Annotated in this window: 26 protein-coding genes; 7 read left to right on the top strand and 19 right to left on the bottom strand. The window is 66.7% G+C overall.

What is annotated here, in order from left to right:
- Positions 1-75 precede the first annotated feature (75 nt).
- The 7 genes from LDO13_RS02030 to LDO13_RS02000 form a co-directional block, all read right to left on the bottom strand.
- The gene (locus LDO13_RS02030; RefSeq protein ID WP_224048426.1) at positions 76-1,017 is read right to left on the bottom strand and encodes a hypothetical protein; all 942 of its coding nucleotides are present in this window, start codon (positions 1,015-1,017) and stop codon (positions 76-78) included.
- Between the two features lie 119 nt (positions 1,018-1,136).
- Entirely contained in the window at positions 1,137-1,430 is a 294-nt protein-coding gene (locus LDO13_RS02025) for a DUF503 domain-containing protein (protein ID WP_224048425.1), read from the bottom strand.
- Positions 1,431-1,506: 76 nt separating this feature from the next.
- Entirely contained in the window at positions 1,507-1,824 is a 318-nt protein-coding gene (locus tag LDO13_RS02020; RefSeq protein ID WP_224048424.1) for a putative quinol monooxygenase, read from the bottom strand.
- A gap of 51 nt (positions 1,825-1,875) precedes the next feature.
- Positions 1,876-2,478 carry a hypothetical protein gene (locus LDO13_RS02015; protein ID WP_224048423.1) on the bottom strand — a complete coding sequence of 201 codons (603 nt, stop codon included), beginning with the start codon at positions 2,476-2,478 and terminating at the stop codon, positions 1,876-1,878.
- A gap of 11 nt (positions 2,479-2,489) precedes the next feature.
- Complete coding sequence (locus tag LDO13_RS02010; protein ID WP_224048422.1) at positions 2,490-3,035, bottom strand: DUF1990 domain-containing protein; 546 nt, start codon at positions 3,033-3,035, stop codon at positions 2,490-2,492.
- A complete protein-coding gene (locus tag LDO13_RS02005; RefSeq protein WP_224048421.1) occupies positions 3,032-3,439 on the bottom strand; it encodes an MmcQ/YjbR family DNA-binding protein in 408 nt (135 codons plus the stop codon). The genes LDO13_RS02010 and LDO13_RS02005 overlap by 4 nt, the downstream gene beginning before the upstream one ends.
- Positions 3,440-3,504: 65 nt before the next feature.
- Positions 3,505-3,930: a CoA-binding protein gene (locus tag LDO13_RS02000; RefSeq protein ID WP_224048420.1), complete on the bottom strand. Its 426-nt coding sequence runs from the start codon at positions 3,928-3,930 to the stop codon at positions 3,505-3,507.
- Between the two features lie 261 nt (positions 3,931-4,191).
- On the opposite strand from LDO13_RS02000, the gene acs reads away from it, so the two are divergent.
- The 4 genes from acs to LDO13_RS01980 are packed head-to-tail and all read left to right on the top strand — an operon-like array spanning position 4,192 to position 9,241.
- Positions 4,192-6,180 carry an acetate--CoA ligase gene (gene acs, locus LDO13_RS01995; protein WP_224048419.1) on the top strand — a complete coding sequence of 663 codons (1,989 nt, stop codon included), beginning with the start codon at positions 4,192-4,194 and terminating at the stop codon, positions 6,178-6,180.
- Positions 6,181-6,189: 9 nt separating this feature from the next.
- A complete protein-coding gene (gene sfnG / locus LDO13_RS01990) occupies positions 6,190-7,404 on the top strand; it encodes a dimethylsulfone monooxygenase SfnG (protein WP_224048418.1) in 1,215 nt (404 codons plus the stop codon).
- Positions 7,404-8,747, top strand: coding sequence for an O-acetylhomoserine aminocarboxypropyltransferase/cysteine synthase family protein (locus LDO13_RS01985; RefSeq protein WP_224048417.1), 1,344 nt, complete (start codon positions 7,404-7,406; stop codon positions 8,745-8,747). The genes sfnG and LDO13_RS01985 overlap by 1 nt, the downstream gene beginning before the upstream one ends.
- Positions 8,744-9,241, top strand: coding sequence for a CoA-binding protein (locus tag LDO13_RS01980; protein ID WP_224048416.1), 498 nt, complete (start codon positions 8,744-8,746; stop codon positions 9,239-9,241). Before LDO13_RS01985 ends, LDO13_RS01980 begins: the two co-directional genes overlap by 4 nt.
- Positions 9,242-9,352: 111 nt before the next feature.
- Here the strand turns inward: LDO13_RS01980 and LDO13_RS01975 are convergent, their stop codons facing one another.
- The 4 genes from LDO13_RS01975 to LDO13_RS01960 form a co-directional block, all read right to left on the bottom strand.
- Complete coding sequence (locus LDO13_RS01975) at positions 9,353-10,132, bottom strand: hypothetical protein (protein ID WP_224048415.1); 780 nt, start codon at positions 10,130-10,132, stop codon at positions 9,353-9,355.
- Positions 10,129-10,677 carry an RNA polymerase sigma factor gene (locus LDO13_RS01970; RefSeq protein WP_224048414.1) on the bottom strand — a complete coding sequence of 183 codons (549 nt, stop codon included), beginning with the start codon at positions 10,675-10,677 and terminating at the stop codon, positions 10,129-10,131. Before LDO13_RS01970 ends, LDO13_RS01975 begins: the two co-directional genes overlap by 4 nt.
- An 87-nt stretch (positions 10,678-10,764) precedes the next feature.
- Positions 10,765-11,241, bottom strand: coding sequence for a hypothetical protein (locus tag LDO13_RS01965; RefSeq protein ID WP_224048413.1), 477 nt, complete (start codon positions 11,239-11,241; stop codon positions 10,765-10,767).
- 326 nt (positions 11,242-11,567) lie between these two features.
- Positions 11,568-12,578, bottom strand: coding sequence for a 1-aminocyclopropane-1-carboxylate deaminase (locus LDO13_RS01960; protein WP_224048412.1), 1,011 nt, complete (start codon positions 12,576-12,578; stop codon positions 11,568-11,570).
- Between the two features lie 108 nt (positions 12,579-12,686).
- Between LDO13_RS01960 and LDO13_RS01955 the strand changes: the two genes are divergently transcribed.
- On the top strand, positions 12,687-13,340 hold the full coding sequence (locus LDO13_RS01955; protein ID WP_224048411.1) for a GntR family transcriptional regulator: 654 nt from the start codon (positions 12,687-12,689) through the stop codon (positions 13,338-13,340).
- A gap of 92 nt (positions 13,341-13,432) precedes the next feature.
- On the opposite strand, the gene LDO13_RS01950 is transcribed toward LDO13_RS01955, so the two are convergent.
- Entirely contained in the window at positions 13,433-14,722 is a 1,290-nt protein-coding gene (locus LDO13_RS01950) for an adenylosuccinate synthase (protein ID WP_224048410.1), read from the bottom strand.
- Positions 14,723-15,218: 496 nt separating this feature from the next.
- On the opposite strand from LDO13_RS01950, the gene LDO13_RS01945 reads away from it, so the two are divergent.
- A complete protein-coding gene (locus tag LDO13_RS01945) occupies positions 15,219-15,851 on the top strand; it encodes a uracil-DNA glycosylase (protein WP_224048409.1) in 633 nt (210 codons plus the stop codon).
- A 76-nt stretch (positions 15,852-15,927) separates the two neighbouring features.
- On the opposite strand, the gene LDO13_RS01940 is transcribed toward LDO13_RS01945, so the two are convergent.
- The 3 genes from LDO13_RS01940 to LDO13_RS01930 form a co-directional block, all read right to left on the bottom strand.
- Complete coding sequence (locus tag LDO13_RS01940) at positions 15,928-16,356, bottom strand: DUF3151 domain-containing protein (protein WP_224048408.1); 429 nt, start codon at positions 16,354-16,356, stop codon at positions 15,928-15,930.
- A 2-nt stretch (positions 16,357-16,358) separates the two neighbouring features.
- Complete coding sequence (gene fbaA / locus LDO13_RS01935; RefSeq protein ID WP_224048407.1) at positions 16,359-17,378, bottom strand: class II fructose-bisphosphate aldolase; 1,020 nt, start codon at positions 17,376-17,378, stop codon at positions 16,359-16,361.
- A gap of 150 nt (positions 17,379-17,528) precedes the next feature.
- On the bottom strand, positions 17,529-18,152 hold the full coding sequence (locus tag LDO13_RS01930; protein WP_224049860.1) for a TrmH family RNA methyltransferase: 624 nt from the start codon (positions 18,150-18,152) through the stop codon (positions 17,529-17,531).
- Between the two features lie 115 nt (positions 18,153-18,267).
- Here LDO13_RS01930 and LDO13_RS01925 point away from each other — a divergent pair, with 115 nt between their 5' ends.
- Positions 18,268-19,134 (top strand): HAD-IIA family hydrolase, encoded by an 867-nt coding sequence (locus tag LDO13_RS01925; protein ID WP_224048406.1) that lies wholly within the window; start codon positions 18,268-18,270, stop codon positions 19,132-19,134.
- Between the two features lie 49 nt (positions 19,135-19,183).
- Here the strand turns inward: LDO13_RS01925 and LDO13_RS01920 are convergent, their stop codons facing one another.
- The 4 genes from LDO13_RS01920 to pyrE all read right to left on the bottom strand — a co-directional run bounded on the left by LDO13_RS01920 (position 19,184) and on the right by pyrE (position 22,411).
- Positions 19,184-20,224, bottom strand: a complete 1,041-nt coding sequence (locus LDO13_RS01920; RefSeq protein ID WP_224048405.1) for a thioesterase domain-containing protein — start codon at positions 20,222-20,224, stop codon at positions 19,184-19,186.
- Positions 20,225-20,306: 82 nt separating this feature from the next.
- Entirely contained in the window at positions 20,307-20,858 is a 552-nt protein-coding gene (locus LDO13_RS01915) for a hypothetical protein (RefSeq protein WP_224048404.1), read from the bottom strand.
- Between the two features lie 98 nt (positions 20,859-20,956).
- On the bottom strand, positions 20,957-21,730 hold the full coding sequence (locus LDO13_RS01910; RefSeq protein WP_224048403.1) for a GAF and ANTAR domain-containing protein: 774 nt from the start codon (positions 21,728-21,730) through the stop codon (positions 20,957-20,959).
- 96 nt (positions 21,731-21,826) lie between these two features.
- On the bottom strand, positions 21,827-22,411 hold the full coding sequence (pyrE, locus tag LDO13_RS01905; RefSeq protein ID WP_224048402.1) for an orotate phosphoribosyltransferase: 585 nt from the start codon (positions 22,409-22,411) through the stop codon (positions 21,827-21,829).
- Positions 22,412-22,480: the final 69 nt, after the last annotated feature.

Here is a 22,480-nt window from a genome sequence, read left to right as displayed (position 1 = left end):
CACCGCCCCCGTCGACTGCTCCGTAGCTGCCCTTCTGGACCCTCAGAACGGCAGTTGCGGAGCAGTCGTTTGGGTTTAACCGCCGGGACGCCAGCCAGCCTGAACGAGTGCGGTCCGGACCTTCGCCACCGCGGCCCTGGCGTCGTCGTGCATGTGGCGTTTGGAGATCCGGACCTCGGTCCAGCCGAGAGCCGTGTACCGCTCGGAACGGGCAATGTCCCGGACAATCTGCCCCTCGTCACCGTGATGCTCGCCTTCGTACTCGATGCCGATCCGGTACTTCCGGTAGGACAAGTCGGGTTCGTGGTGCCGTGCTCCGCCGTCGTCGATGATCGGCACATTCAGTTCCGGTTCCGGAAGACGGGCCCGGACAATGGCAAGCCTCAGCATGGATTCCTGCGGCGAATCCGAGCCCACGCGAATCAGTTTGATAGCCTCCCGCGCCCTCCGGATTCCGCGTTTTCCCCTGTGGCGGTCGATCATCCGCTGCAGGTCCCCGAGGCTGCACAACGGCAAGTCCCTGCCATCGAACTCACGACGGGGCACCCGGACACAGCTGTCGCCGGCCACCACGAGTTCGTCTACGCTCAGCATTTCGGCCAGATCCAGCCAGGTCCGCTCCGGGGTGGTGATCGGAATCCCATCCAGGAGTGTCACCTCGTCGTCGTAGAGTTTCATCCGGTGAACGATCACATGCGGCCGGTTGAGATGGGCCGCACCTTCGGGCCTGATCACGTGGTACATCTCGGGTCCCTCCTTTGCTTGCCGTGCCGGAAGCGAACCAAGCTCCGCCGCGGTGTGGTGCGACGCGGCGCATCGCTCATTGACCTCAATGAAAGGCCGCACTCTCACGCTCAGGGGAAGCCCCGGCACCGGATCCTGGGAACGAATGCCCCTGCCGAGCGCTGCGAGGGAGCGGTGGCGGAGCCGCTTGGACGACACCCCGACTGCTGCCGCTTCGGCAACGGTGAAGGGTCGTCCGTGGAAATCATCCGGCAGCGGGCTCGCGGTTTTCATGGCTTCATAAGACCAGAACCGCGTCGACGCCGCAGAAGTTATCCACAACGTCCCATCCTCTGCTCCATAAGCGCCGTTATGACGCCTCAAAAGGGCGGTTACGGAGCAGTCGACGGGGGTTAATCGTCGCTGCGGAGTTCGCGCTGGCGGGCGCTGAGCAGTTCCAGTTCGGGCCGCGCGGCCACAAAGCGTTCGACGGCGGCAAGCACCTCGACGAGATGCGCACGGTCCGCCGCGACCAGCCCCACACCAATCAGGGCCCGCCGGTACTGGTCCTGCAGTCCGGCCTCGGTCACGGAAACGTCGAAGCGGCGCTTGAGCTCGGCCAGCACCGGGCGCACCACGGAGCGTTTCTCCTTCAGGCTGTGGACATCGCCGAGGAGGACATCGAATTCAATCCAGCCGATCCACATGATCCAAGCCTATCCATTGCTCCGTAAGGGCCGTTTTGAGGGTTCAAAAGGGCGGGTACGGAGCAACGGACACGGGTCAGATGGTGAGTTCGCCCATCCGGTCCCAGCCCTCGCCGTCGAGCTGGCGGCTGATGATCCGGGGTGTTTCGGCCAGGGCCTGGGGCATGTCCGCCATGGCCTTCTTGAAGTGGGCGCTGTTGACATGGTCCCCGGCGGCGTCGTCCTTGAAGGCCTCGACCAGGACAAATTCGTTGGGGTCCTCCACACTGCGGGACCAGTCGAACCAGAGGTTCCCGGGTTCCTGACGGGTGGCCCGGGTGAAGTCCTCCACGAGCCCGAGCCAGCGCTCTGACCAGTCGGGCTTTACCTTGAATTTGACGACGATGAAGATCACGGGAGAGTGCCTTTCGGTACAGCGGGACGGTGTTCCATTCTTGCAGGAGGCTCAGCAGGCCCGGATCGCTTCCCGGGCCAGTTCCTGCTGCCGCGGGGTGCCGACGCGTTCGGCCCACTGCTCCGCGAGCTGGAACTCCACCATCGCCTCCGTGCAGCGGCCTGCGTCGTGCAGCGTCCAACCCAGGTTGTTGTGCAGGGCCACGAGCCACTGCTTGGTCCGCTCGTCGTGGACCGTGGAGGCGTACTCCAGGGCGCTCCGGGTCCAGGTCTCGGCGTGGGCGGAGTCGGCAATGGCCAGCATGTGCAGCGCATCCACGGCCAGGAATTCCTCGCCCAGATGGTCTGCGAGTTCGGCGGCCTGCTCAAAGAGCGGCACGGCCATCTCGGGGTGGCCGCTGGAATTGAGCACCCGGCCGCGTTCCAGCAGCACCCGGACGGCCACGGTGGGTTCGTCGCCGTCGATCGCGTCCAGGAGCGCGTCGGCTTCCTCATACCGGCCCTGAAGCCCGATGGCCCGGCCCAGCTGGGTGGAAAGCTCGGCCCGTTCGTCGGCATCGAAGCGGTCCTCGGAGGCGGCCGCGCGGAAGCGGGCTTCCGAAAGGGCAGGGTCATCGAAGTCCCATAGTTGGTCAAGGGTCTGTTGATTCAGCATTCTGCCTGCTCTCAGTCCACACCTGCGGCCAGTTCCTGTGCACTCCTAATGTAACGGGAAGTGATGTGAGCCCGCGCCCGCTTCGTCAGGGCGCCGCCCGCCGCGTAGAACCAGTTGGACGGCCCACCGAACGCCGTGATGTGGATGTAGACCCGGCCCTTCGCATCGACGGAAATCTCGAATGCTTCCTCACCGCGGACCGGATGCCCGGGAAGGGTCCCGTAGCCAAATCCGGCGGACTGCGGGGCGCCGCCGGGCACCGGGCGCCGGACCCAGACCACCTCGCAGGGTGCGTCCAGCCGGAACGGCCCGACGCCGAAGCCGGTCACCACGCGAGTGCCGGGGACCACGACGTCGGATTCCGCGCGGACCCGCAGCCCCGCCCGCTTCTGCAGCTGCCAGGTCAGCATGCCCTGGACCACGCGGCGATACGTGGCCATTCCCTCGCCCACAAAGGCATGGGTGACCAGGCAGTCGGCGTCTGCGGGCGGAGGCCCATGCTCCGTGGAACCGATCCCTGCATAGTTCAGCTCCCCGGCCGCGATCCGCGCGCTCACGATCGGCCGCCGGCCAGCCGCGCCCAGCCCAGCTGCTCCTGCTGGCGCCGGCTCAGCGAAGCCACCACCAGGTCGTACGAATCCTCGACCATGTCGCGCACCATCGAATCGGGCAGGGACCCGTCCAGGCGCACTCCGTTCCAATGCTTTTTGTTCAGGTGCCACGCCCCGGTGATTTCCGGGTGCGCGGCGCGCAGCTGCTCCGCCAGGGCAGGCTCGCATTTCAGGCTCACGGAAAAATCGTGCTGGTCCATCGCGGACAGTGCGAACATCTTGGCTGCGTGGCCGGCCCCGCCGGAGACTGCGGCCCGCACCTTGAAGACGGACGTTTCCGGTCCGAACGGGAAGTCCTCGAAAGCGCCGGGAAAGCCAAGGCAAATTCCACGGAGTGCTGCTACATCCATGATCCGAGCCTACTGGCCGGCCCGGACACTCTGCCGGGACCTTGCTGCTCCACCCCGAAGGGCCCTCAGAGGCCGAAGCGCCTGGCGTCCTGCGCCGGGCAAGCGTTCATGATGACGTCGAGGCCGGCGGCCTTCGCGCGGGCCGCCGCCGCTTCATCGATGACGCCCAGCTGCATCCAGATAGCCTTCGCGCCGACGGCGATCGCCTGATCCACTACTGCCCCCACTTTCTGGGAATTCACAAAACAGTCGACGACGTCGATCGGCTGCTTCTCGGCCGGGATGTCGGCCAGGGCGGCGTAGCCGGTCTCCCCGTGCACGGGATCAGCGGGCAGATTCACCGGGATAATCTCCATCCCGAGCCGGTCCCGGATGAACAGGGACGTGTCATAGGCGGCACGCCATTGATTCGTTGACAGGCCGACAATGGCCCACCGCCCCTTGGTGCGCATGAGTTTTTCGAGGACTGCCGGATCGTTGACGTGGGCCATGTGCACAGCCTATCCGCCGCGGCGCCGGGTCCCGGTCAGTTGCGGGGCATCCGCGGGTCCTGCAGCGAACAATTGACTGAAGCCCCAGCGCCGAATGACTGATCGCCGAATATTACGCGACAAATCCCCGGAATTTGAGGAAATGCCCGCGATCCGTTTTAGTTGGGAAGGACCATCCCGAGCGGCCAAGAGACCTGGATCAATGAAGCCGCAGCAACCCTGATTGCAGGGTGCTACCGCCAGGACCGATGGAGTATCCCTATGACAACTACCCTTATCTCGCCTGCGCCCAGGACGCGCCCCACGGCCCCGGAGGCCGCCCCTGCCACCGAAGCCGAGCGTCTCTCCTTCTGGGAGGCGGCCGCCCTCCGGCTCGACTGGGAGGACGCGCCCGGGCAGGACAAGCCCTGGCACACCACCCACCGCCGCGTTCCGGCCGACGTCGATGCCGGCACCGGCCCGGACATCAGCTGGTTCGAGGGCGGAAGGCTCAACGTCGCCTACAACTGCGTCGACCGCCATGTAGCGGCGGGACGCGGGGACAAGGTGGCCCTGCACTTCGAGGGCGAGCCGGGCGACCGCCGCACCATCAGCTACGCCGAACTGCAGCGCGAGGTCTCCAGGGCCGCCAACGCGCTGCTGGACCTCGGCGTCACCAAGGGCGACCGGGTGGTCATCTACCTTCCGGTCATCCCCGAAACCGTGATCATCACGCTGGCTGTGGCCCGGATCGGCGCCATCCATTCGCTCGTCTTCGGCGGCTTTTCCGCCGAGGCGCTCAAGTTCCGGGTGGAGGACACCCTCGCCAAACTGCTGGTCACCACCGACGGCCAGTTCCGCCGCGGCACGGCCGTGCCGGTCAAGGACAACGCGGATGCGGCCGTGTCCGGGGACAACGCGATCGAACACGTCCTGGTGGTCAACCGCACCACCGCACCGGAACTTCTGGACACCGTCCCGATGACCGCGGGCCGCGACGTGTGGTGGCACGACGCCGTCGGGACCGCCTCCGATGTCCACGACGCCGAGGCGTTCGACGCCGAGACGCCGCTGTTCATCATGTACACCTCAGGCACCACCGGAAAGCCCAAGGGCCTGGTCCACACGTCCGGCGGCTACCTGACGCAGGCGTCCTGGAGCTTCGAGCACCTGTTCAGCAACCCGGACCCCGCGCTCCGGGACCAGGACGTGCACTGGTGCACGGCCGACCTCGCCTGGGTCACCGCCCACACCTACGAGCTGTACGGCCCGCTCTCCAACGGCGCCACCCAGGTGATCTTCGAGGGCACCCCCAACACCCCGCACCCGGGCCGGCACTTCGAAATCATCGAACGCTACGGCGTGACGCAGTACTACACCGCGCCCACCCTGGTCCGGTCCCTGATGGGCTGGTTCCCGGACGGCGTCCCGGCCGGCTACGACCTCTCCTCCATCCGGCTGCTCGGTACCGTCGGCGAGGCCGTGAACCCCGAGGCGTGGCGCTGGCTCAGGGACAACGTCGGAGCCGGCACGGCCCCCGTGGTGGACACCTGGTGGCAGTCGGAAACCGGCGCCACCATCCTCTCGCCTGCCCCGACTGACACGGAGTTCAAGCCCGGCTGCGCGGCCCGTCCGCTGCCCGGCGTCGGCACCCGGATCGTCGACGACGCCGGCAACACTGTGCCCCCGGGCGTTCAGGGCTTCATCGTGGTGGATGCCCCCGGCCCCGCGATCGCCCGGACCGTGTGGGGCAACCCGCAGCGCTACTTCGACTCCTACTGGCGGCAGTACGCGGCGCAGGGCTGGTTCCTCGCCGGCGACGGCGCCAAATACGACGACGACGGCGACATCTGGATTCTCGGGCGCGTGGATGACACCCTCAACGTCTCCGGGCACCTGCTCTCCACGATCGAGATCGAATCGGCCCTGGTCTCCCACCCGGACGTTGTGGAGGCTGGCGTCTGCCCGGTCGCGGACCCGAAGACCGGCCACGCGATCGTCGCTTTTGTCGTGCTGAAGGATTCGGCCGCGACGGAAGGCATCGCGGCCGGACTGAAGGCACACGTCGCGAAGGCGATCGGGCCGATCGCCAAGCCGCGCGACGTCGTCGTCGTTCCTGATGTGCCGAAGACCCGCAGCGGCAAGATCATGCGCCGGCTGCTGACCCAGCTGTTCGAAGGGATCGCGCTCGGGGACACCACCTCGCTCCAGAACGAACCATGCATCGCGGACATCCAGGATGTCCTGCGAATCCGCAATACCCAGAAGTAAGGAACACCCATGACTGACATCAGCAGCGTCGCCCGTCTTTCCGAACCACTCAAGTTCGCCTATTGGGTTCCCAATGTTTCCGGCGGCCTGGTGGTTTCCACCATCGAACAGCGCACCGGCTGGGACTTCGACTACAACAAGAAGCTCGCCCGGATCGCCGAGGACTCCGGCTTCGAATACGCCCTCACCCAGACCCGCTACGCCGCCTCCTACGGCGCGGACAAGCAGCACGAGGCCACGTCGTTCAGCCTCGCGCTGCTGGCCGCCACCGAGCGCCTCAAGGTGATCTCCGCCGTCCACCCGGGCATGTGGCACCCCGGCGTCCTGGCGAAGTTCATCATCACCGCGGACCACATCTCCAACGGCCGCGCCGCCGTAAACATCGTCTCCGGCTGGCTCAAGGACGAGTTCACCAACTTCGGCCTCGAATGGCTTGAACACGACGAGCGCTACGTCCGTACCGAGGAGTTCATCAAGGTCCTCCGCGGGCTCTGGACGGAGCAGGAGTACAGCCAGGCAGGCAAGTACTACAACATCAACAACTTCACCCTGCAGCCGGCCCCGGTGGACGTGCCGGGCCGGGCGCACCCGGAGATCTTCTTCGGCGGGAACTCCACGGCCGCGCAGGCCACGGCCGGCCGGGTGGCGGACTGGTACTTCTCCAACGGCAAGGACCTGGAAGGGTTCAAGGAGAACATCGCCGGCGTGGTCGCCGCGGCCGGCGCGGCCAGGCGCGGCACCGGGGACGCCCTCCCCTCCCTGGATTTCCCGAAGTTTGGCCTCAACGGATTTGTCATCGCCCGGGATTCCGAGAAGGAAGCCCGGGACACGCTCCGTGAGATCGTCGGCAAGGCGCACAAGCCCGCCGTCGAAGGGTTCCGTGCCGCCGTCCAGGAAGCCGGAGCGTCCACCAAGGACGGCAAGGGCATGTGGGCCGACTCCAGCTTCGAGGACCTCGTCCAGTACAACGACGGCTTCAAGACCCAGCTGATCGGCACGCCGGAGCAGATCGCCGAGCGGATCGTGGCGTACAAGAAGATCGGCGTGAACCTGTTCCTCACCGGCTACCTGCACTTCCAGGAGGAGGTCGCCGCGTTCGGTGCGGACATCCTGCCGATCGTGCGCGAACTCGAGGCGGAGCTCGCGCGCAAGCACGGCGTCGAGCTGGACCTGTCCCAGACCCCGGCGGCCAACGGCACTACCAGCAAGCTGGTGAACGCGTAATGGCTGACCGCAAGTTCGGTTTCCGCACCCGCGCCCTGCACGCCGGCGGCACCCCCGACGCCGAGCACGGCGCCCGCGCCGTGCCGATCTACCAGACCACCTCGTTCGTCTTCAAGGACACCCAGGACGCCGCGAACCTCTTCGCCCTGCAGAAATACGGCAACATCTACTCCCGGATCGGCAACCCCACGGTCGCCGCGTTCGAGGAGCGCATCGCCTCCCTCGAGGGCGGCATCGGTGCGGTGGCCACGTCCTCGGGCATGGCCGCCGAATTCATCACCTTCGCCGCCCTGACCCAGTCCGGGGACCACATCGTCGCCGCCTCCCAGCTTTACGGCGGCACCGTGACCCAGCTGGACGTCACCCTGCGGCGTTTCGGAGTGGACACCACATTCGTCCCCGGCACCGACCCCGCTGACTACGCCGCCGCCGTCCGGGAAAACACCAAAGCGATCTTCGTCGAGGTCGTGGCCAACCCGTCGTCGGAAGTCCAGGACCTGGAGGGGCTGGCCAAGGTAGCGCATGACGCCGGCATCCCGCTCGTCGTCGACGCCACCTTGAGCACCCCGTACCTTGTGCGGCCGATCGAGCACGGGGCGGATATCGTGATCCACTCCGCCACCAAGTTCCTCGGCGGGCACGGCACCACCCTCGGCGGCGTGATTGTCGAGAGCGGCCGCTTCAACTGGGGCAACGGCAAGTTCCCCACGATGACCGAGCCCGTGGCCTCCTACGGCAACGTCTCCTGGTGGGGGAACTTCGGCGAGTACGGCTTCCTCACCAAGCTGCGCTGCGAGCAGCTGCGCGACATCGGCCCCGCCCTGTCCCCGCAGTCAGCCTTCCAGCTGCTGCAGGGCGTGGAGACGCTCCCCCAGCGGCTGGACGAACACCTTCGGAACGCCCAGGCCGTGGCGGAATGGCTGGAGGCGGACGAGCGCGTGGCCTACGTGAACTTCTCGGGCCTGCCCTCGCACCCGCACTTCGAGCGGGCCAGGAAGTACCTGCCGCTGGGTCCCGGCTCGGTGTTCTCCTTCGGCGTGAAGGGCGGCCGGGCCGCTGGCCAGAAATTCATCGAGTCACTGCAGCTGGCCTCGCACCTGGCCAACGTGGGCGACTCGCGGACCCTCGTAATCCATCCCGGGTCCACCACCCACCAGCAGCTCAGCCCCGAGCAGCTCGAATCCGCCGGCGTCCCCGAGGACCTGGTCCGCATCTCGATCGGGCTCGAAGACATCGACGACATCCTCTGGGACCTGGACCAGGCCCTGGATGCGGCGTCGGTCGTCGAGGCCGACTCGGATCAACTGTCGGCCGATACCTGCACGATCGGAGCACTTTCATGAGCAGCGAAGCAGTACGGACCTGGACCGGCCCCTCGGCGCCGGAGCGGCTGAACCTGCTGCGGCAGGCGAAGTCCATCGCGATTGTGGGCGCCTCGGACAAGCCGTCCCGGGCAAGCTACTTCGTGGCGACCTACCTGCAGTCCTCCACGCGGTACAAGGTCTATTTCGTGAACCCGGTCGTGAAGGAGATCCTGGGCGAGCCGACCTACGCCTCGCTGGCTGACCTGCCGGAGAGCCCGGACATCGTTGACGTGTTCCGCAGGCACGACGACCTGCCGGGCGTCCTGGACGAAGCCGTCGCGGCCGGCGCCAAGACCCTGTGGCTGCAGCTCGGCTCGTGGCACGAGGATGTCGCGAAGGAAGCCGAAGCTGCCGGGCTTGACGTCGTGATGGACCGCTGCGTGAAGATTGAGCATGCCCGGTTCCATGGCGGCCTGCATCTGGCCGGCTTCGACACCGGCGTCATTTCCTCCAAGCGGCAGGTCCTGGCCTAACAGTCCGCCGCGGACTGTCCGCGGCCCGTTCTTGCTGCCGAACTCGCGGGTACCGTGCGGGCTCGCCGTAACGTACCGGCGTGCCCGCACGTTACCCGCGATCTGGCCGGACTAGCTTGAGGGAACGGTGGGAAGCACGCCGGGCAGCGTCGGCTCCGGCAGCGGATTCGCCGGGAGATCCCTTTCCCCGCCCGAGCCGGGGAGCGCGGGGACGCCCGGGGTGACCGGACGGTGGGGTGGTGTCGGAAGGACTCCGCCGCGGCCAATGGCAGGCGGCGTGGCGGCGCCGGGCTTCGCAGGAACTCCCCCGTCAGATCCGGGAGCCTGCGGGACAGTGTCTGCCGCCGGCGGCGTGGTGGCGCCCGCCTTCGACGGCACGGGAGCCGCCGGGATGTCCGCCGGTGAGGGCTTGGCAGGTTCCGGAGCCACATCGGATTTCCCGCCGGAAGGCTGGAAGATGAGGCCCACCGTGTGGCTGACACTTTCGCGGAAATCCCCGCTGGAGGCCGCCACAGCGCCGGCACCGAGGGTCATGGCACCCACGACGGCGCCGCCGACGATTGCCAGCCTGCGCTTCCGGCCGCGGCGCTCGGCGAGGCTCGTGACCCCGGCCGGCAGCGCTTCGTCGGAATACTCCGGAGCGGACGCGACGGCGGGCATCGCCGTCGTCGTCGCGGCGGAAGCTCCGGCCGCAGAACCGCGGGCGCTGAATCCGGGGGCGCCGGCGGACAGCAGCTCCGCAAGGTCGGCGCGGGGCGCGGGAGCCCGGTCCGGTACCAGGGCGCGGAGCTCCTCCAGCGAACTGCGGAGTCCGGTGGATGCTTCGAGTCCGGAATCACGGAGCATCGCCTGGATGCTGCCATCCTGCTGGGGTTCGCGTGTTCCGGTCATGATGCTGCGTGGTCCTTTTCGGTGACGAGTTCGCGCAGGGCGCTGAGCCCGCGTCGTTGAAGCTGTTTGATGGCCCCCGGCGTCTTGTCCATGATGCGGGCCACCTGATCGATGGAGAGGTCCGCGACGATCCGCAAGACCAGAACTTCCCGTTGCTCGTCGTTGAGTTGGGAGAGGGAATCTGCAATGCCGCCCAGGGAACCCATGGCCTCGTCCTCGGCGGAAACGGCGTACCGTGTGTCGTCCAGGGGATCGTATTCGGCCAGGTAGGGCGTGCGCTCGGCCCGCCGGTGGTGATCGACCAGCCTCGCGTGGGCGATGGAGAAAATAAAGGTCCGCAGGCCGCTGTGGCCGCCGGTGACCTTGGCAAGTTTCGGCAGGACATCGACGAAGACGTCCTGGGTGAGGGCCTCGGCGTCATCCACCCCGCGGGCCCGGAAGTATCCGAGCACCGCAGGTGAAATGACGGTGTAGACAGCGCTGAATCCTGAAGGGTCGCCAGCTAAGGCTGCTGACAATTCGTCATCGCTTAGCTGTTCCGCCAAGAGGCTGTCCTTCCGGTTACTGCTGGGGTGCGGCCCCGGCAAGTCTAGCGGCCGCACCCCCGGTGCCTCCAAAGAGGCGTTCAATGCCTACTTGTTGAGCTCAGGCAGCTCGTCCGACGGCACAGCCGGAACGGCCGGAACGGTGGAGGCGCCGTCGGCACCCGGGACAGCAGGAACGGCGGCGGTTACGCCGGCGTGGGCCTTGGCCTCGGCAGCGCCCTTGGCGTTGGCGGCACCATCGACGGAGACACCGTCCTTGTCAGCTTCGAGGGAGCCCTCTGCGGAGCCTTCGGTGCCCTCAACGCTGACATCACCCTCGGCGGAGCCATCGGCGGACGGGGAAGCCGGAACGGCCGGGACGGCCGGAACAGCCGGGGTGGCGGGAAGCTCAGGAGTCGCCGGAACCTCGGGGGTTGCCGGGACAGCGGGCGTAGCGGGGGTCACTTCAGCCTGCTGGGTGTTCGAAACCTGGGCCGCGTTGGCCAGGCCGATACCGGAGAATCCTCCAACAGCGAGAATCGCGGCGCCGACAGCAATCTTGGTGGTCTTGCTAACACTCTTCATAAGAAACGTACATCCTTTGTTTTTTGTTTGAAGGCCGGCTGAAGCCTGATGGGGGCAGTCAACAGCCCGCTCGTTCATTGGAAGGCTGGCCAGCGCCCGATGGGGGCGGGCGCTGGCCTGCACTTGCATTGGAAGGCCAGCCGGATTCCTGGTGGGGGGTCCATCCTCCGGCGGCGCTTACAAAGAGGTAATCGCTGGGGCACGCCAAAAGGTTACGCACCGGTCCAAAGTTTTTTTCGGCACGGCTTTTGTGGAGTTAACGACGACGGCGGCGGGCCCCCTGAGAGTGCCCGCCGCCGCCGCCGCCGTCGGCCGTATCAGAACTGTCAGGAACGGAATAGTCCGCTGTAGGCGTTGAGGGCAACCTGACCGCCCAGGTGGGCGTAGAGGACATTGCTCCCCGCCGGGATCTCCCGGCTTTTGACCAGGTCGATCAGCCCGGCGAGGGACTTGCCCTCGTAGACGGGGTCGGTGATCATGGCTTCGAGCGAGGCGCCGAGGCGGATGGCTTCCAGGGTGGACTCGACGGGAATTCCGTAGAGGTCCCCGGCCCAACCCTCCATGACATTGATTTCGTCGTCCCGGAGCTCCCGGCCCAGGCCGATCAGCTCGGCGGTGTTGCGGGCGATGCGTTCGACCTGGTCGCGGGTCTTCGCCAGGGTCGCCGAGGCATCGATGCCGATCACGCGGCGCGGCTTGTCCTGGCCGGCAAAGCCCGCGATCATCCCCGCGTGCGTGGATCCGGTGACGGTGCAGACGATGATCGTGTCGAAAAAAATGCCGAGCTCCCGCTCCTGCTGTTCCACCTCGTAGGCCCAGTTGGCGAAGCCCAGCCCGCCCAGCCGGTGGTCGGAGCCGCCGGCAGGGATCGCGTACGGCTTGCCGCCGGCGGCCTTGACTTCCTCAATGGCGTTCTCCCAGCTGCTGCGGACGCCGATGTCAAAGCCCGCGCTGTCCAGGCGCACGTCCGCGCCCATGATCCGCGAGAGCAGGATGTTGCCGACGCGGTCAGACAGAGGGTCCGGCCAGTCGACCCAGTTTTCCTGGACCAGGCGGGCCTTGAGGCCGAGCTTCGCGGCCACAGCCGCGACCTGGCGGGTGTGGTTGGACTGGTAGCCGCCGATCGAGACAAGGGTGTCCGCGCCCTGCGCCAGGGCATCCGGGACGAAGTACTCCAGCTTGCGGGTCTTGTTCCCGCCAAACGCGAGGCCGCTGTTGACGTCCTCCCGCTTTGCCCAGATCTGCGCCCCGCCCAGATGCGCGCTGAGGCGAGGCAGCGGGTGGATGGGGCTCGGCCCAAACATCAGGGGGTAGCGCTCAAAATCGGTGATAGCCATCGACGGCCCTTCGCTCGCGGTGGGAAACGGCATTTGCACGCCAACATGCAATATATTGCATTCTCCGGTACCCACCCCGGTTGGGCAAGGGGATATACGATATGTTGCATGCCAGTTCCCCCGCTCGCCGGAGTCCACAAGCGGCCGCTGCTCCGGGACAACGTTTTTGAATCGCTCCGGAACGCCATTGTGGACGGCACCTTCGAGCCCGGCGAGCGGCTGAAGGACACGGAACTTGAAGCCTGGCTGGGCGTCAGCCGCACCCCGATCCGCGAGGCGCTGCTGCGGCTGGAACGCGCCGGGCTGGTCATTGCGCTGCCGGGAAAGGCGACCATCGTCGCCCCGTACGACCAGGCCTCAACCCTGAGTTCGCAGCAGGTGGTCGCCGGGCTGCATGAGCTGGCCGCGCGGCTGGCCGTCCCGGTCCTGGCCGAGGACCACCTCTCCGCCATGGCCGGGGCCAATGCGCGCTTCGAACAGGCACTGCGGGACGCGGACGTCGAGGCGGCACTCCGGGCCGACGACGATTTCCACGCCGTCTTCGTCACCGTCAGCGGCAACCCCGTGCTGCGGGACCTCCTGGAGCAGACCACCCCCGTCCTGCGCCGGGTGGAGCGGATGCGCTTCGGCTCCTTTGCCGCCCGCGGATCGGTGGCCCAGCACGCTGAGATCATCAGGCTCGCGCGCCTTGGCGACGCCGAAGCCGCCGCCAGGGCGTGCCGGGAGAACTGGCTTTCGCTGCGTTTTGCGTCGGCCGAGTAGCTCTGGCCCAACCACGATTAACTACGACGGCGGCGGGCCACCCTTCCAGGTGACCCGCCGCCGTCGTACATCAGTTGTTGCGTCAGCCAGTATCAGTCGTTGATCAGGTCGTTGATCACGATGGTCTGGTCGCGGTCCGGGCCGACGCCGATCGCCGAGAAGCGCGTGCCGGAGAGCTTCTCAAGGGCCAGCACGTAGTTCTTGGCGTTCTCCGGGAGATCGTCCAGCGTGCGGGCGCCGGTGATGTCCTCGGTCCAGCCTTCGAAGAATTCGAAGATCGGTTTGGCGTGGTGGAACTCGGTCTGGGTCATCGGCATTTCGTCGTGCCGGACGCCGTCGACGTCGTAGGCAACGCAGACCGGGATCTGTTCGATGCCCGTGAGGACGTCCAGCTTGGTGACGAAGTAGTCGGTGAAGCCGTTGACGCGGGAGGCGTGGCGCGCCAGCACGGCGTCGTACCAGCCGCAGCGGCGCGGCCGGCCGGTGTTGACGCCGAACTCGCCGCCGGTCTTCTGCAGGTACAGGCCCATCTCATCGAACAGTTCCGTGGGGAAGGGGCCTGCGCCAACGCGGGTCGTGTAGGCCTTGATGATGCCGATGGAGCGCGAAATGCGGGTGGGGCCGATGCCCGAGCCCACGGAGGCGCCGCCCGCCGTCGGGTTCGACGACGTCACGAAGGGGTAAGTGCCGTGGTCGACGTCCAGGAACGTGGCCTGGCCGCCCTCCATGAGGACCACCTTGCCCTCGTCCAGGGCCGTGTTCAGGACAAAGGTGCTGTCGATGACCAGCGGGCGGAGGCGCTCGGCGAAGGACAGGAAGTACTCCACGATCTCGTCCACCTCGATGTCGCGGCGGTTGTAGACCTTGACCAGGAGTTCGTTCTTCTGGCGCAGCGAGCCTTCGACCTTCTGTCGCAGGATGGAGGCGTCAAAGACGTCCTGGACGCGGATGCCGAGGCGGGCCACCTTGTCCATGTAGGCCGGGCCGATGCCGCGTCCGGTGGTGCCGATGGCGCGGCTGCCGAGGAAACGCTCGGTGACCTTGTCCAGGACCTGGTGGTAGGGCGCAACGAGGTGCGCGTTGGCGGAGACACGCAGCTTGGAGGTGTCGGCGCCGCGGGCTTCGAGCCCGTCAATCTCCTGGAACAGGGCCTCAAGGTTCACCACGCAGCCGTTGCCGATGATCGGAACCGCGTTCGGGCTCAGGATGCCGGCCGGAAGGAGCTTAAGCTCATACTTCTCACCGCCCACGACGACTGTGTGCCCGGCGTTGTTGCCGCCGTTGGGCTTGACGACGTAGTCGACTCGGCCACCAAGCAGGTCAGTGGCCTTACCTTTGCCTTCGTCGCCCCATTGGGCTCCGACGATCACGATTGCTGGCATGGGATCCTCCCCCATTCGTTCGGGCCGGGTTCCGGGTGATCCACAGAGGTGGTCACCGCAACCGAGCGCCGTTCATGAGAATGCCCCGAATCTACCGCTGTGCTCACACCCAACGCCAGAGTTCCGGGGCTCTTACCACCCAAGTTTAGCCGATTGCGGTGGCGGCGGGTCATTCGACCATCCACTGGACTCATCGCCGGGAAAAATGTGACTGTCTGCACAGACTTTGGTCCCGGCGGCCGCCCGCGCCCCCCCGCATCGCCCTCTCCCGGCCGGATTCCCGGGGAGGAGCCGCACGCCGCGGCGCCGTGTGGCTCCGGGAACCGGGCCTCCGGCAGACTCTTCATTTCGCAGGGCTTGATAGACTAGTAAAGATCGATCAGGAATCGGTCCACACCACATTTTCAAACCACACCGTACTTGGCGTGCCCCGGTGCCCGGCGTGCCCGCGTACGGTCTGGCAGCTTTACCAATCCCGCAGGAGACTCAGCAATATATGACAGCCTTGGCCACTGAAAATTCCCGCGAACAGCTTCTGAGCCGCCGCTACGAACCTAGCGTCGCGGCCGTCAACGAGCTGTGCGACACGCTGCAGGCAACCAAAGCTGGCACGAATGTCCCCTACGTCGACCCGATGCACGACGTCGACGAGTGCCGCATCATCAGCCTCTTCTCCAACATCGGAACCGAGGACGAATCGGGTTTCATCACCGCCGGCGACGACGAGGCCGCCACCCGCCTGCTCGGCGTCCAGTGGAAGCTGGGCCTGCGTCCGGAGTACGTGATGCCGTGGAACGTCCACCCCTGGCACGTCCCGGGCGAGCCCAACGGCAAGTTCACGCCGGACCAGATCTCCGCGGGCCTGAAGCCGCTGCTGAAGTTCCTCGCCCTGGTGCCCCGCGCCTCCGTGATTGTGGCTCACGGCACCGAGGCCAACCGTCTCGCGAACCTGCTCCTCAAGACCGAAGTGCCCATGATCTGGCGCCGCGGCCTCAAGACCTACAAGGTCCGCTCGCTCAGCGGCCGCGCCTTCGCCGGCACTCCGGCCCGCCAGGAGCAGTACCTCGAAGAGATGGGCACCGTCTACGCAGACGCGATGGCCCGCACAGGCCTCGCCAAGACCAGCTGACCTTCCGCATTAACGACGGCGGGCGCCCACCTTTCGGTGGACGCCCGCCGTCGTCGTTTAACCCGTGCGTTGCTGGTTAGCGTTTCTCGGCTTCGATGGCTTCCTTGGCGGAGGGGTCGGAGTCCTTGAGGAACTTCTCGATCCGCTCCGGTTCCTCGGCCTCGCCGATCGCCGCGGACGCCCGGCCCAGCGAATACAGGGCGCGCAGGAAGCCGCGGTTGGGTTCGTGCTCCCACGGGATGGGCCCGACGCCGCGCCAGCCGTTGCGGCGCAGCGAATCCAGGCCGCGGTGGTAGCCGACGCGGGAGTAGGCGTAGGAATCGATGGTCCGGCCCTCTGCCCACGCTTCCTCGGCCAGCACGGCCCAGAGCAGCGAGGACGTCGGGTGCTTCGCCACGAGGTCCAGGGCCTCCTGGCCGAGCGCGAGGTGCTGGTAGACCTCGGTTTCGGCCGGCAGGAGCGTAGGCTCGGGGCCCATCAGGTTCTTGCGGAACTCGTCCGACATGCCTAGAACGTCTTGCCGGTGGAGCCGAGCTGCTGGGCAGCCTCGACGACGCGGGCCGCGAGGCCGGCCTCGGCGGAGGCGCCCCAGACGCGGGGATCGTACAGCTTCTTGTTGCCGACCTCGCCGTCGACCTTCAGGACGCCGTCGTAGTTGCGGAACATGTGGTCCACCACCGGACGGGTGTACGCGTACTGGGTGTCGGTGTCGATGTTCATCTTGATCACGCCATAGGAGACCGCGTCGGCGATTTCCTTCTCGGAGGAGCCGGAGCCGCCGTGGAAGACGAGGTCGAACGGGTTGGCCTTGCCGATCTTGGCGCCCACCTGCTCCTGGATGTCCTTGAGGATTTCGGGGCGGAGCTTGACGCCGCCGGGCTTGTAGACGCCGTGCACGTTGCCGAAGGTCAGCGCCGTGATGTAGCGGCCGTTTTCGCCGGAACCGAGCGCGTCGATCGTGGCCAGGGCATCCTCGACGGTGGTGTAGAGCTTGTCGTTGATGGCGTTCTCGACGCCGTCCTCCTCGCCGCCGACGGTGCCGATCTCGACCTCGAGGATCATCTTGGCGGCAGCGGTGCGCTCCAGCAGTTCACGGGCGATGCGCAGGTTTTCCTGCAGGGTCTCGGCGGAGCCGTCCCACATGTGCGAGTTGAAGAGCGGGTTGCGCCCGGCTTTGACCTCGGCCTCGGAGGCTGCCAGCAGCGGCAGGACGAAGCCCTCGAGCTTGTCCTTGGGGCAGTGGTCCGTGTGCAGGGCGATGTTGACGCCGTAATTCTTGGCGACCTCGCGGGCGAACGCGGCGAAACCGAGCGAACCGGCCACCATGTCCTTCGTGGAGGCGCCGGACCAGTAGGCGGCGCCGCCGGTGGAGACCTGGACGATGCCGTCGGACTCGGCCTCGGCGAAGCCGCGGAGGGCCGCGTTGAGGGTCTGGGAGGAGGTGACGTTGACGGCGGGGAACGCGAAGCCGCCCGTCTTAGCGCGGTCGATCATCTCGGAGTAGATCTCTGGGGTTGCAATGGGCATGCTGACTCCTAAAGTGAATTTCGTCTGCGGGCTGTTGACCCTGGAGTGAACCTCGTCGGCTAGGAACCATCCTAGCCATTCCCGCGCCGGTGGCAGTGTTTCCGGTCACTCGGGCCTGTAATACTCGCCCCTGGCGTCCGGTGTCCTGTACTACCCCGGGATTTGGTTGAACACGTGCCGGCGGATCCAGGCGTGCATCGCGATGGCCGCGGCCGAGGCGGCGTTGATCGAGCGGGTGGAGCCGAACTGCTCGATCGACAGGGTATCCACCGCCGCTTCGTGGATTTCTGCTGTCAGGCCGGGCCCCTCCTGCCCGAACACCAGGACGCAGTCCCTGGGCAGTTCATAGGTTTCCAGCGGGACGGAGTCGGGGAAGATGTCGATGCCGATGATCGCCAGGCCCTCCCCCTGCGCCCAGGCCACGAAGTCGTCAACGGTGGGGTGGTGGCGGACGTGCTGGTAGCGGTCGGTGACCATGGCGCCGCGGCGGTTCCACCGGCGCCGTCCGATGATGTGCACTTCCTTCGCCAGGAACGCGTTGGCGGACCGCACGACGGTGCCGATGTTCATGTCGTGCTGCCAGTTCTCGATCGCGATATGGAAGTTATGGCGTCGGGAGTCCAGTTCCGCGACGATCGCCTCGTGCTTCCAGTAGCGGTACTTGTCCAGCACATTGCGGCGGTCCCCGTCCGCCAGAAGGTCCGGATCCCAGTGCTCGCCCTCCGGCAGTTCGCCTTCCCAGGGGCCGACGCCGACCTCCGCCTTGGGCTCCAGCTCGCCGTCCGGGGCGGCCGCGGTACCGGCAGGGGGTTCGCTGGGGGTCTCGGGTTCAGTCACGACTCAACATTAGACTGGGACCGGAAGCGGCACACTATCGGCGGAGGGCACCATGGCGGACCAGTACGAAGACCACGGGACAGACCAGCGTTCAGACTCCGGCGACGTGCGGTCCACGTCCTCGGTGTACCGCAGCGGCCAGGAGATCGAGTGCTGGCTGACCGACATGGACGGCGTCCTGGTCCACGAGAACCAGCCCATCCCGGGCGCCTCCGAACTCATCCAGCGCTGGGTGGACACCTCCAAGCGCTTCCTTGTCCTGACCAACAATTCCATCTTCACGCCCAGGGACCTCGCCGCACGGTTGAAGAGTTCCGGCCTGGAGATCCCGGAGGAGAACATCTGGACCTCGGCCCTGGCCACCGCCCAGTTCCTCAAGGACCAGGTGCGCGGTTCGGATTCCGGCAACCGGGCCTACACAATCGGCGAGGCGGGCCTCACGACGGCCCTGCACGAAGCCGGTTTTATCCTCACCGACCAGGACCCGGACTTCGTGGTGCTCGGCGAAACCCGCACCTACTCCTTTGAGGCCATCACCATGGCCATCCGGCTGATTTTGGGCGGGGCGAGGTTCATCGCCACAAACCCGGACGCCACCGGGCCCTCGAAGGACGGCCCGATGCCTGCCACCGGCGCCATCGCGGCGCTCATCACCAAGGCGACCGGCCGGGAGCCCTACATCGTGGGCAAGCCGAACCCGATGATGTTCCGCTCGGCCATGAACCAGATCGACGCGCATTCGGAAACCACCGCCATGATCGGTGACCGGATGGACACCGACATCATCGCCGGCATGGAGGCGGGGCTGCACACGGTGCTGGTGCTCAGCGGGATCACCCACAAGGACGATATCGCCGCCTACCCGTTCCGGCCCAACCAGGTCCTGAACTCTGTCGCTGACCTGAAGAACCAGATCTAGGGCGCCGCGCCAGGACCCTGGAACACCGGAACGCTGAAACGCCGGAACACTAGAACGCGGTCTTCTTGCCTCCGCCGGAGGGCAGCGGAAAAAGCTCGTCCTGCAGGCCCTCGATGACCGGCCGGTAGACGAACGGATTCCAGCCCGGGCTGGCGTGCGCCGGCCGGGCGCCGTCGGTCCGTTGCGAGTCGGAGGCCATGTTGTCCTTGAAGGTCAGGGACCAGGAGTCGCGGGCCGTGTCGTAATCCACCGTCCGGTCGCGGGGATTGCCGATAAACGCCATCTTTGTCCCGCCGAGCTTTCCGGCGAACCGGGTGGCGTCGAAGTGGTAGATGTAAGCGGACTCGGACTGGATCAGTGTGCTGGAGGGCGCGATCGGCGAGAGCTGCTCCAGGGTCTGGTCCAGGACCTGCCCCCAGCTGCGCTCGTCCTTGTGCAGCATCCGCTCGCCGAGTTCATAGCCGCCACGCAGCACCGTGGGGAACCGGAAGCCGCTCTCGTAGAGGAAGACCACGCCCTCAAACCAGCTCTGGTCCAGCACGTCGTACTTGCTGTACGGGCTGGAATCCAGCAGGATAAACGCCACCTCAATGCCGTGAAGCTCCCTTAGGCGGGCGGCGACCTGGGTGGCCACCATGCCGCCGAAGCTGTGGCCGTAGAAGTAGAGCGTGTCCAGCTGGTTGGCCCGGGCGTGCTCCACTACCGCGATCACGATCTGGTCGATGTCGAGTCCCACGTTGGAGTATCCGACGGCGGCGAGCCGGCCCCGCTTGTTCAGCGCCCCCCGCAACGCGTTCAGGATCCACAGGGCTTCCTCCCAGCTGGTCTTGTAGCCGGGAAAGAGGAACCAGCTGGCGTGCGGAAAGTACTTCTCTGCCGTCTCGTCGGGCACCGTGAGGATCCGGTGGACCCGGCGCTCGGCCTGCACCCGCCGGGTGAACAACATGTCGGCGGCCAGCACGGAGGCGGAGCCCGTGCCGATCAGGAAACTCCGCCGGGAAAGTCTCTTGAGTTCGGCGGCGTGCCGGAGCACGCGGGCGTCGGCGTCGCCGGCCCCGCCCACATCCTCAACTTCAGGCTCATGCGGCACATCTCTACCGTAGCCACCGGGGTAGCCGGATCAGAAACGGCACCGGATAACAGCTCAGCCACAGTCCGGCGGCCGGTGCTTCCTAGGCGGGTTCGGGGGTGCTGCCGACTTCACGGCGGCTGATTTCCAGGCCGATCTCGTCGTAGGTGGCCAGGAGTTCCGAGCGGGCCATATCGGCGGGATTGTCCAGGAGCCCAAACACGGAATCGCTGGCGGCCAGCAGTTCGTCGTCCGAGTAGCCCGTCAGCGGGCGCGTACCTGAGGCGTCGATGGAGGCTGTGAATTCCCCGGCCAGGTCCAACGGCTGCAGCGCGGCGGACGGATCGAAAATGTGCGTGGAAAGCTCCAGCGAGACACCGTTTCCGGTCCGCAGTGCGCCCGCGACGTCGCCCGGGGCGGCGCCGCCGTCGATCGCGTTCAGGTCGTTGCGGAGTCCGGCCAGCGCGGACGACTCGACGAAGGCAGCACTCCCCAGCTCAACCCGGACGTGGGAGGTGATCCCCATCTGGCGGATGCGCTGGATGGTCTGCATAAGGGTGGGACGGGAGGCCTGTGTGAGGCTGCCAAGAACGTCGATCCGGACAGTGTCGGAAACGGTATCGACTTTGACGTGGGCATTAAGAGACTGGTCCATAGGTACTCCAAAAAAATAAGGAATCTATGGCCGACGGCTCAACCTCACCCAGCGTATAGGCCAACGGCGGGGCGCACAAGTCATATTGCGCTACCGGTTCAGCCGGCCTCTTGCCGGCCCGGCTCCTCGAAGTGGGTCCGGGACGCCGTGCCGCCCACGGACTGGACCAGGGAGGTGGCGATGTCACGGAGCTTGACGTTGCCGTTGCTCGACGCGTCGGTGAGGATCCTGACGGCCGTCTCCTGGTTGCAGCGGTTCTGCGCCATCACGATCCCGATGGCCATGTCGATCACGGTGCGGGATTCAAGGGTGGCCCGGAGATTTGTGGCGCTGTCCGTGTGCAGGGAAAAGCGGACGGCCAGCCGCAGCGCCTGGGAGATTTCGCGGGTGTAGCCGCGGGCCCGGGCGGCAACATCGCCGTCGAACTTGTGCGGCACATCCGAGTAGAGGTTGAGCGCCGCCTGGGCCTCGCCCTGCAGGTGGAACGGCACGGAGAGCACCGAGCGCAGCCCGTGTGAAGCGACGGCAGTGGCGTAGTCCGGGCCCCAGCGGTCCTCGTCAAACAGGTCCGGGACGTAGACTTCGCGCTCTTCCTGCGCCGCCGTCAGGCACGGGCCCTGCGAGAGCCGGTACTGTATTTCGTCCACCTCACGGGCGGAATCGCTGCTCCAGCCGATGGTCGCGGCCTTGCGGTCGCGCAACAGCGTGATCCCGCACAGCGCATCGTCCCCGGCGCCCGCCACCTGGTGCGCGGAGAACCGGGCCAGCTCGTTGAGGAAGTCCTCGAAATCGGCGCTGTCCAGGATGAGGTTCTGGATCTGGTTGACGGTGCTGAGGGGTTCTGTTCCGAGGAGTTCTTCGGGAAGGAGCATGGCGCGTGGTCTCCGAGGGCGTGTTTTGGCGGATGTTAGAAATGATAAATCACACCCCAACCACCGTCTACACGTGTCCGCTGAGGGGTGAACCGCCTAGCTGAGGCCGAGTTCGTCCTTGCCGAAGGCGAAGAGGTACGGAACGCCGGCCTCGGCCTCGATCTTTTCCTTGGCTCCGGTGTCACGGTCCACGATCACGGCGACGGCGACGACGTTGCCGCCCGCCTTGCGGACACCCTCGACGGCGGTCAGCGCGGAACCGCCTGTGGTGGACGTGTCTTCCAGCACCAGCACCTTGCGGCCCTCGACGGAGGGGCCTTCCACTTGGCGGCCCATGCCGTAGGACTTCTGCGCCTTGCGGACCACGAAGGCGTCCACGGGTCGTCCGGCGTCGACGGCGGAGTGCATCACGGCGGTGCCCACGGGGTCGGCACCCATGGTGAGCCCGCCTGCGCACTCAAAGTCGATCCCGGCGTCGTCCAGCAGTGAGAGCATGACCTGGCCGACCAGCTTTGAGGCCTCGTGGTGCAGCGTGATCCGGCGGAGGTCGATGTAGTAGTCGGCTTCGGCGCCGCTGGAGAGGATGACCTTGCCGCGGACGACGGCCAGCTCCTTGATCAGTTCAAGCAGGCGGGCACGGGCGGCAGCGGCGTCAGCTGCAGGGGCACTGGTGGCAGTCATGGGACCCAGTTTAGTGGCTGGGCGGCACGGGATTCCCCGCCGCCCCGTTAGATGTCGGGCAGCCTCGGG

It is taken from the genome of Arthrobacter sp. NicSoilB4 (assembly GCF_019977335.1).
Classification (GTDB): Bacteria; Actinomycetota; Actinomycetes; order Actinomycetales; family Micrococcaceae; genus Arthrobacter.
The sequence above is the reverse complement of the archived record's forward strand: the minus strand, read 5'-3'. Positions and strand labels throughout refer to the sequence as shown.

Coding starts and splice junctions, on each gene's coding strand:
- LDO13_RS02030 (WP_224048426.1), bottom strand. CDS start 1,017: ATGAAAACCGCGAGCCCGCTGCCGGATGATTTCCACGGACGACCCTTC.
- LDO13_RS02025 (WP_224048425.1), bottom strand. CDS start 1,430: ATGTGGATCGGCTGGATTGAATTCGATGTCCTCCTCGGCGATGTCCAC.
- LDO13_RS02015 (WP_224048423.1), bottom strand. CDS start 2,478: ATGCTGAATCAACAGACCCTTGACCAACTATGGGACTTCGATGACCCT.
- LDO13_RS02005 (WP_224048421.1), bottom strand. CDS start 3,439: ATGGATGTAGCAGCACTCCGTGGAATTTGCCTTGGCTTTCCCGGCGCT.
- LDO13_RS02000 (WP_224048420.1), bottom strand. CDS start 3,930: ATGGCCCACGTCAACGATCCGGCAGTCCTCGAAAAACTCATGCGCACC.
- acs (WP_224048419.1), top strand. CDS start 4,192: ATGACAACTACCCTTATCTCGCCTGCGCCCAGGACGCGCCCCACGGCC.
- sfnG (WP_224048418.1), top strand. CDS start 6,190: ATGACTGACATCAGCAGCGTCGCCCGTCTTTCCGAACCACTCAAGTTC.
- LDO13_RS01985 (WP_224048417.1), top strand. CDS start 7,404: ATGGCTGACCGCAAGTTCGGTTTCCGCACCCGCGCCCTGCACGCCGGC.
- LDO13_RS01980 (WP_224048416.1), top strand. CDS start 8,744: ATGAGCAGCGAAGCAGTACGGACCTGGACCGGCCCCTCGGCGCCGGAG.
- LDO13_RS01975 (WP_224048415.1), bottom strand. CDS start 10,132: ATGACCGGAACACGCGAACCCCAGCAGGATGGCAGCATCCAGGCGATG.
- LDO13_RS01965 (WP_224048413.1), bottom strand. CDS start 11,241: ATGAAGAGTGTTAGCAAGACCACCAAGATTGCTGTCGGCGCCGCGATT.
- LDO13_RS01960 (WP_224048412.1), bottom strand. CDS start 12,578: ATGGCTATCACCGATTTTGAGCGCTACCCCCTGATGTTTGGGCCGAGC.
- LDO13_RS01955 (WP_224048411.1), top strand. CDS start 12,687: ATGCCAGTTCCCCCGCTCGCCGGAGTCCACAAGCGGCCGCTGCTCCGG.
- LDO13_RS01950 (WP_224048410.1), bottom strand. CDS start 14,722: ATGCCAGCAATCGTGATCGTCGGAGCCCAATGGGGCGACGAAGGCAAA.
- LDO13_RS01945 (WP_224048409.1), top strand. CDS start 15,219: ATGACAGCCTTGGCCACTGAAAATTCCCGCGAACAGCTTCTGAGCCGC.
- LDO13_RS01940 (WP_224048408.1), bottom strand. CDS start 16,356: ATGTCGGACGAGTTCCGCAAGAACCTGATGGGCCCCGAGCCTACGCTC.
- fbaA (WP_224048407.1), bottom strand. CDS start 17,378: ATGCCCATTGCAACCCCAGAGATCTACTCCGAGATGATCGACCGCGCT.
- LDO13_RS01925 (WP_224048406.1), top strand. CDS start 18,268: ATGGCGGACCAGTACGAAGACCACGGGACAGACCAGCGTTCAGACTCC.
- LDO13_RS01915 (WP_224048404.1), bottom strand. CDS start 20,858: ATGGACCAGTCTCTTAATGCCCACGTCAAAGTCGATACCGTTTCCGAC.
- LDO13_RS01910 (WP_224048403.1), bottom strand. CDS start 21,730: ATGCTCCTTCCCGAAGAACTCCTCGGAACAGAACCCCTCAGCACCGTC.
- pyrE (WP_224048402.1), bottom strand. CDS start 22,411: ATGACTGCCACCAGTGCCCCTGCAGCTGACGCCGCTGCCGCCCGTGCC.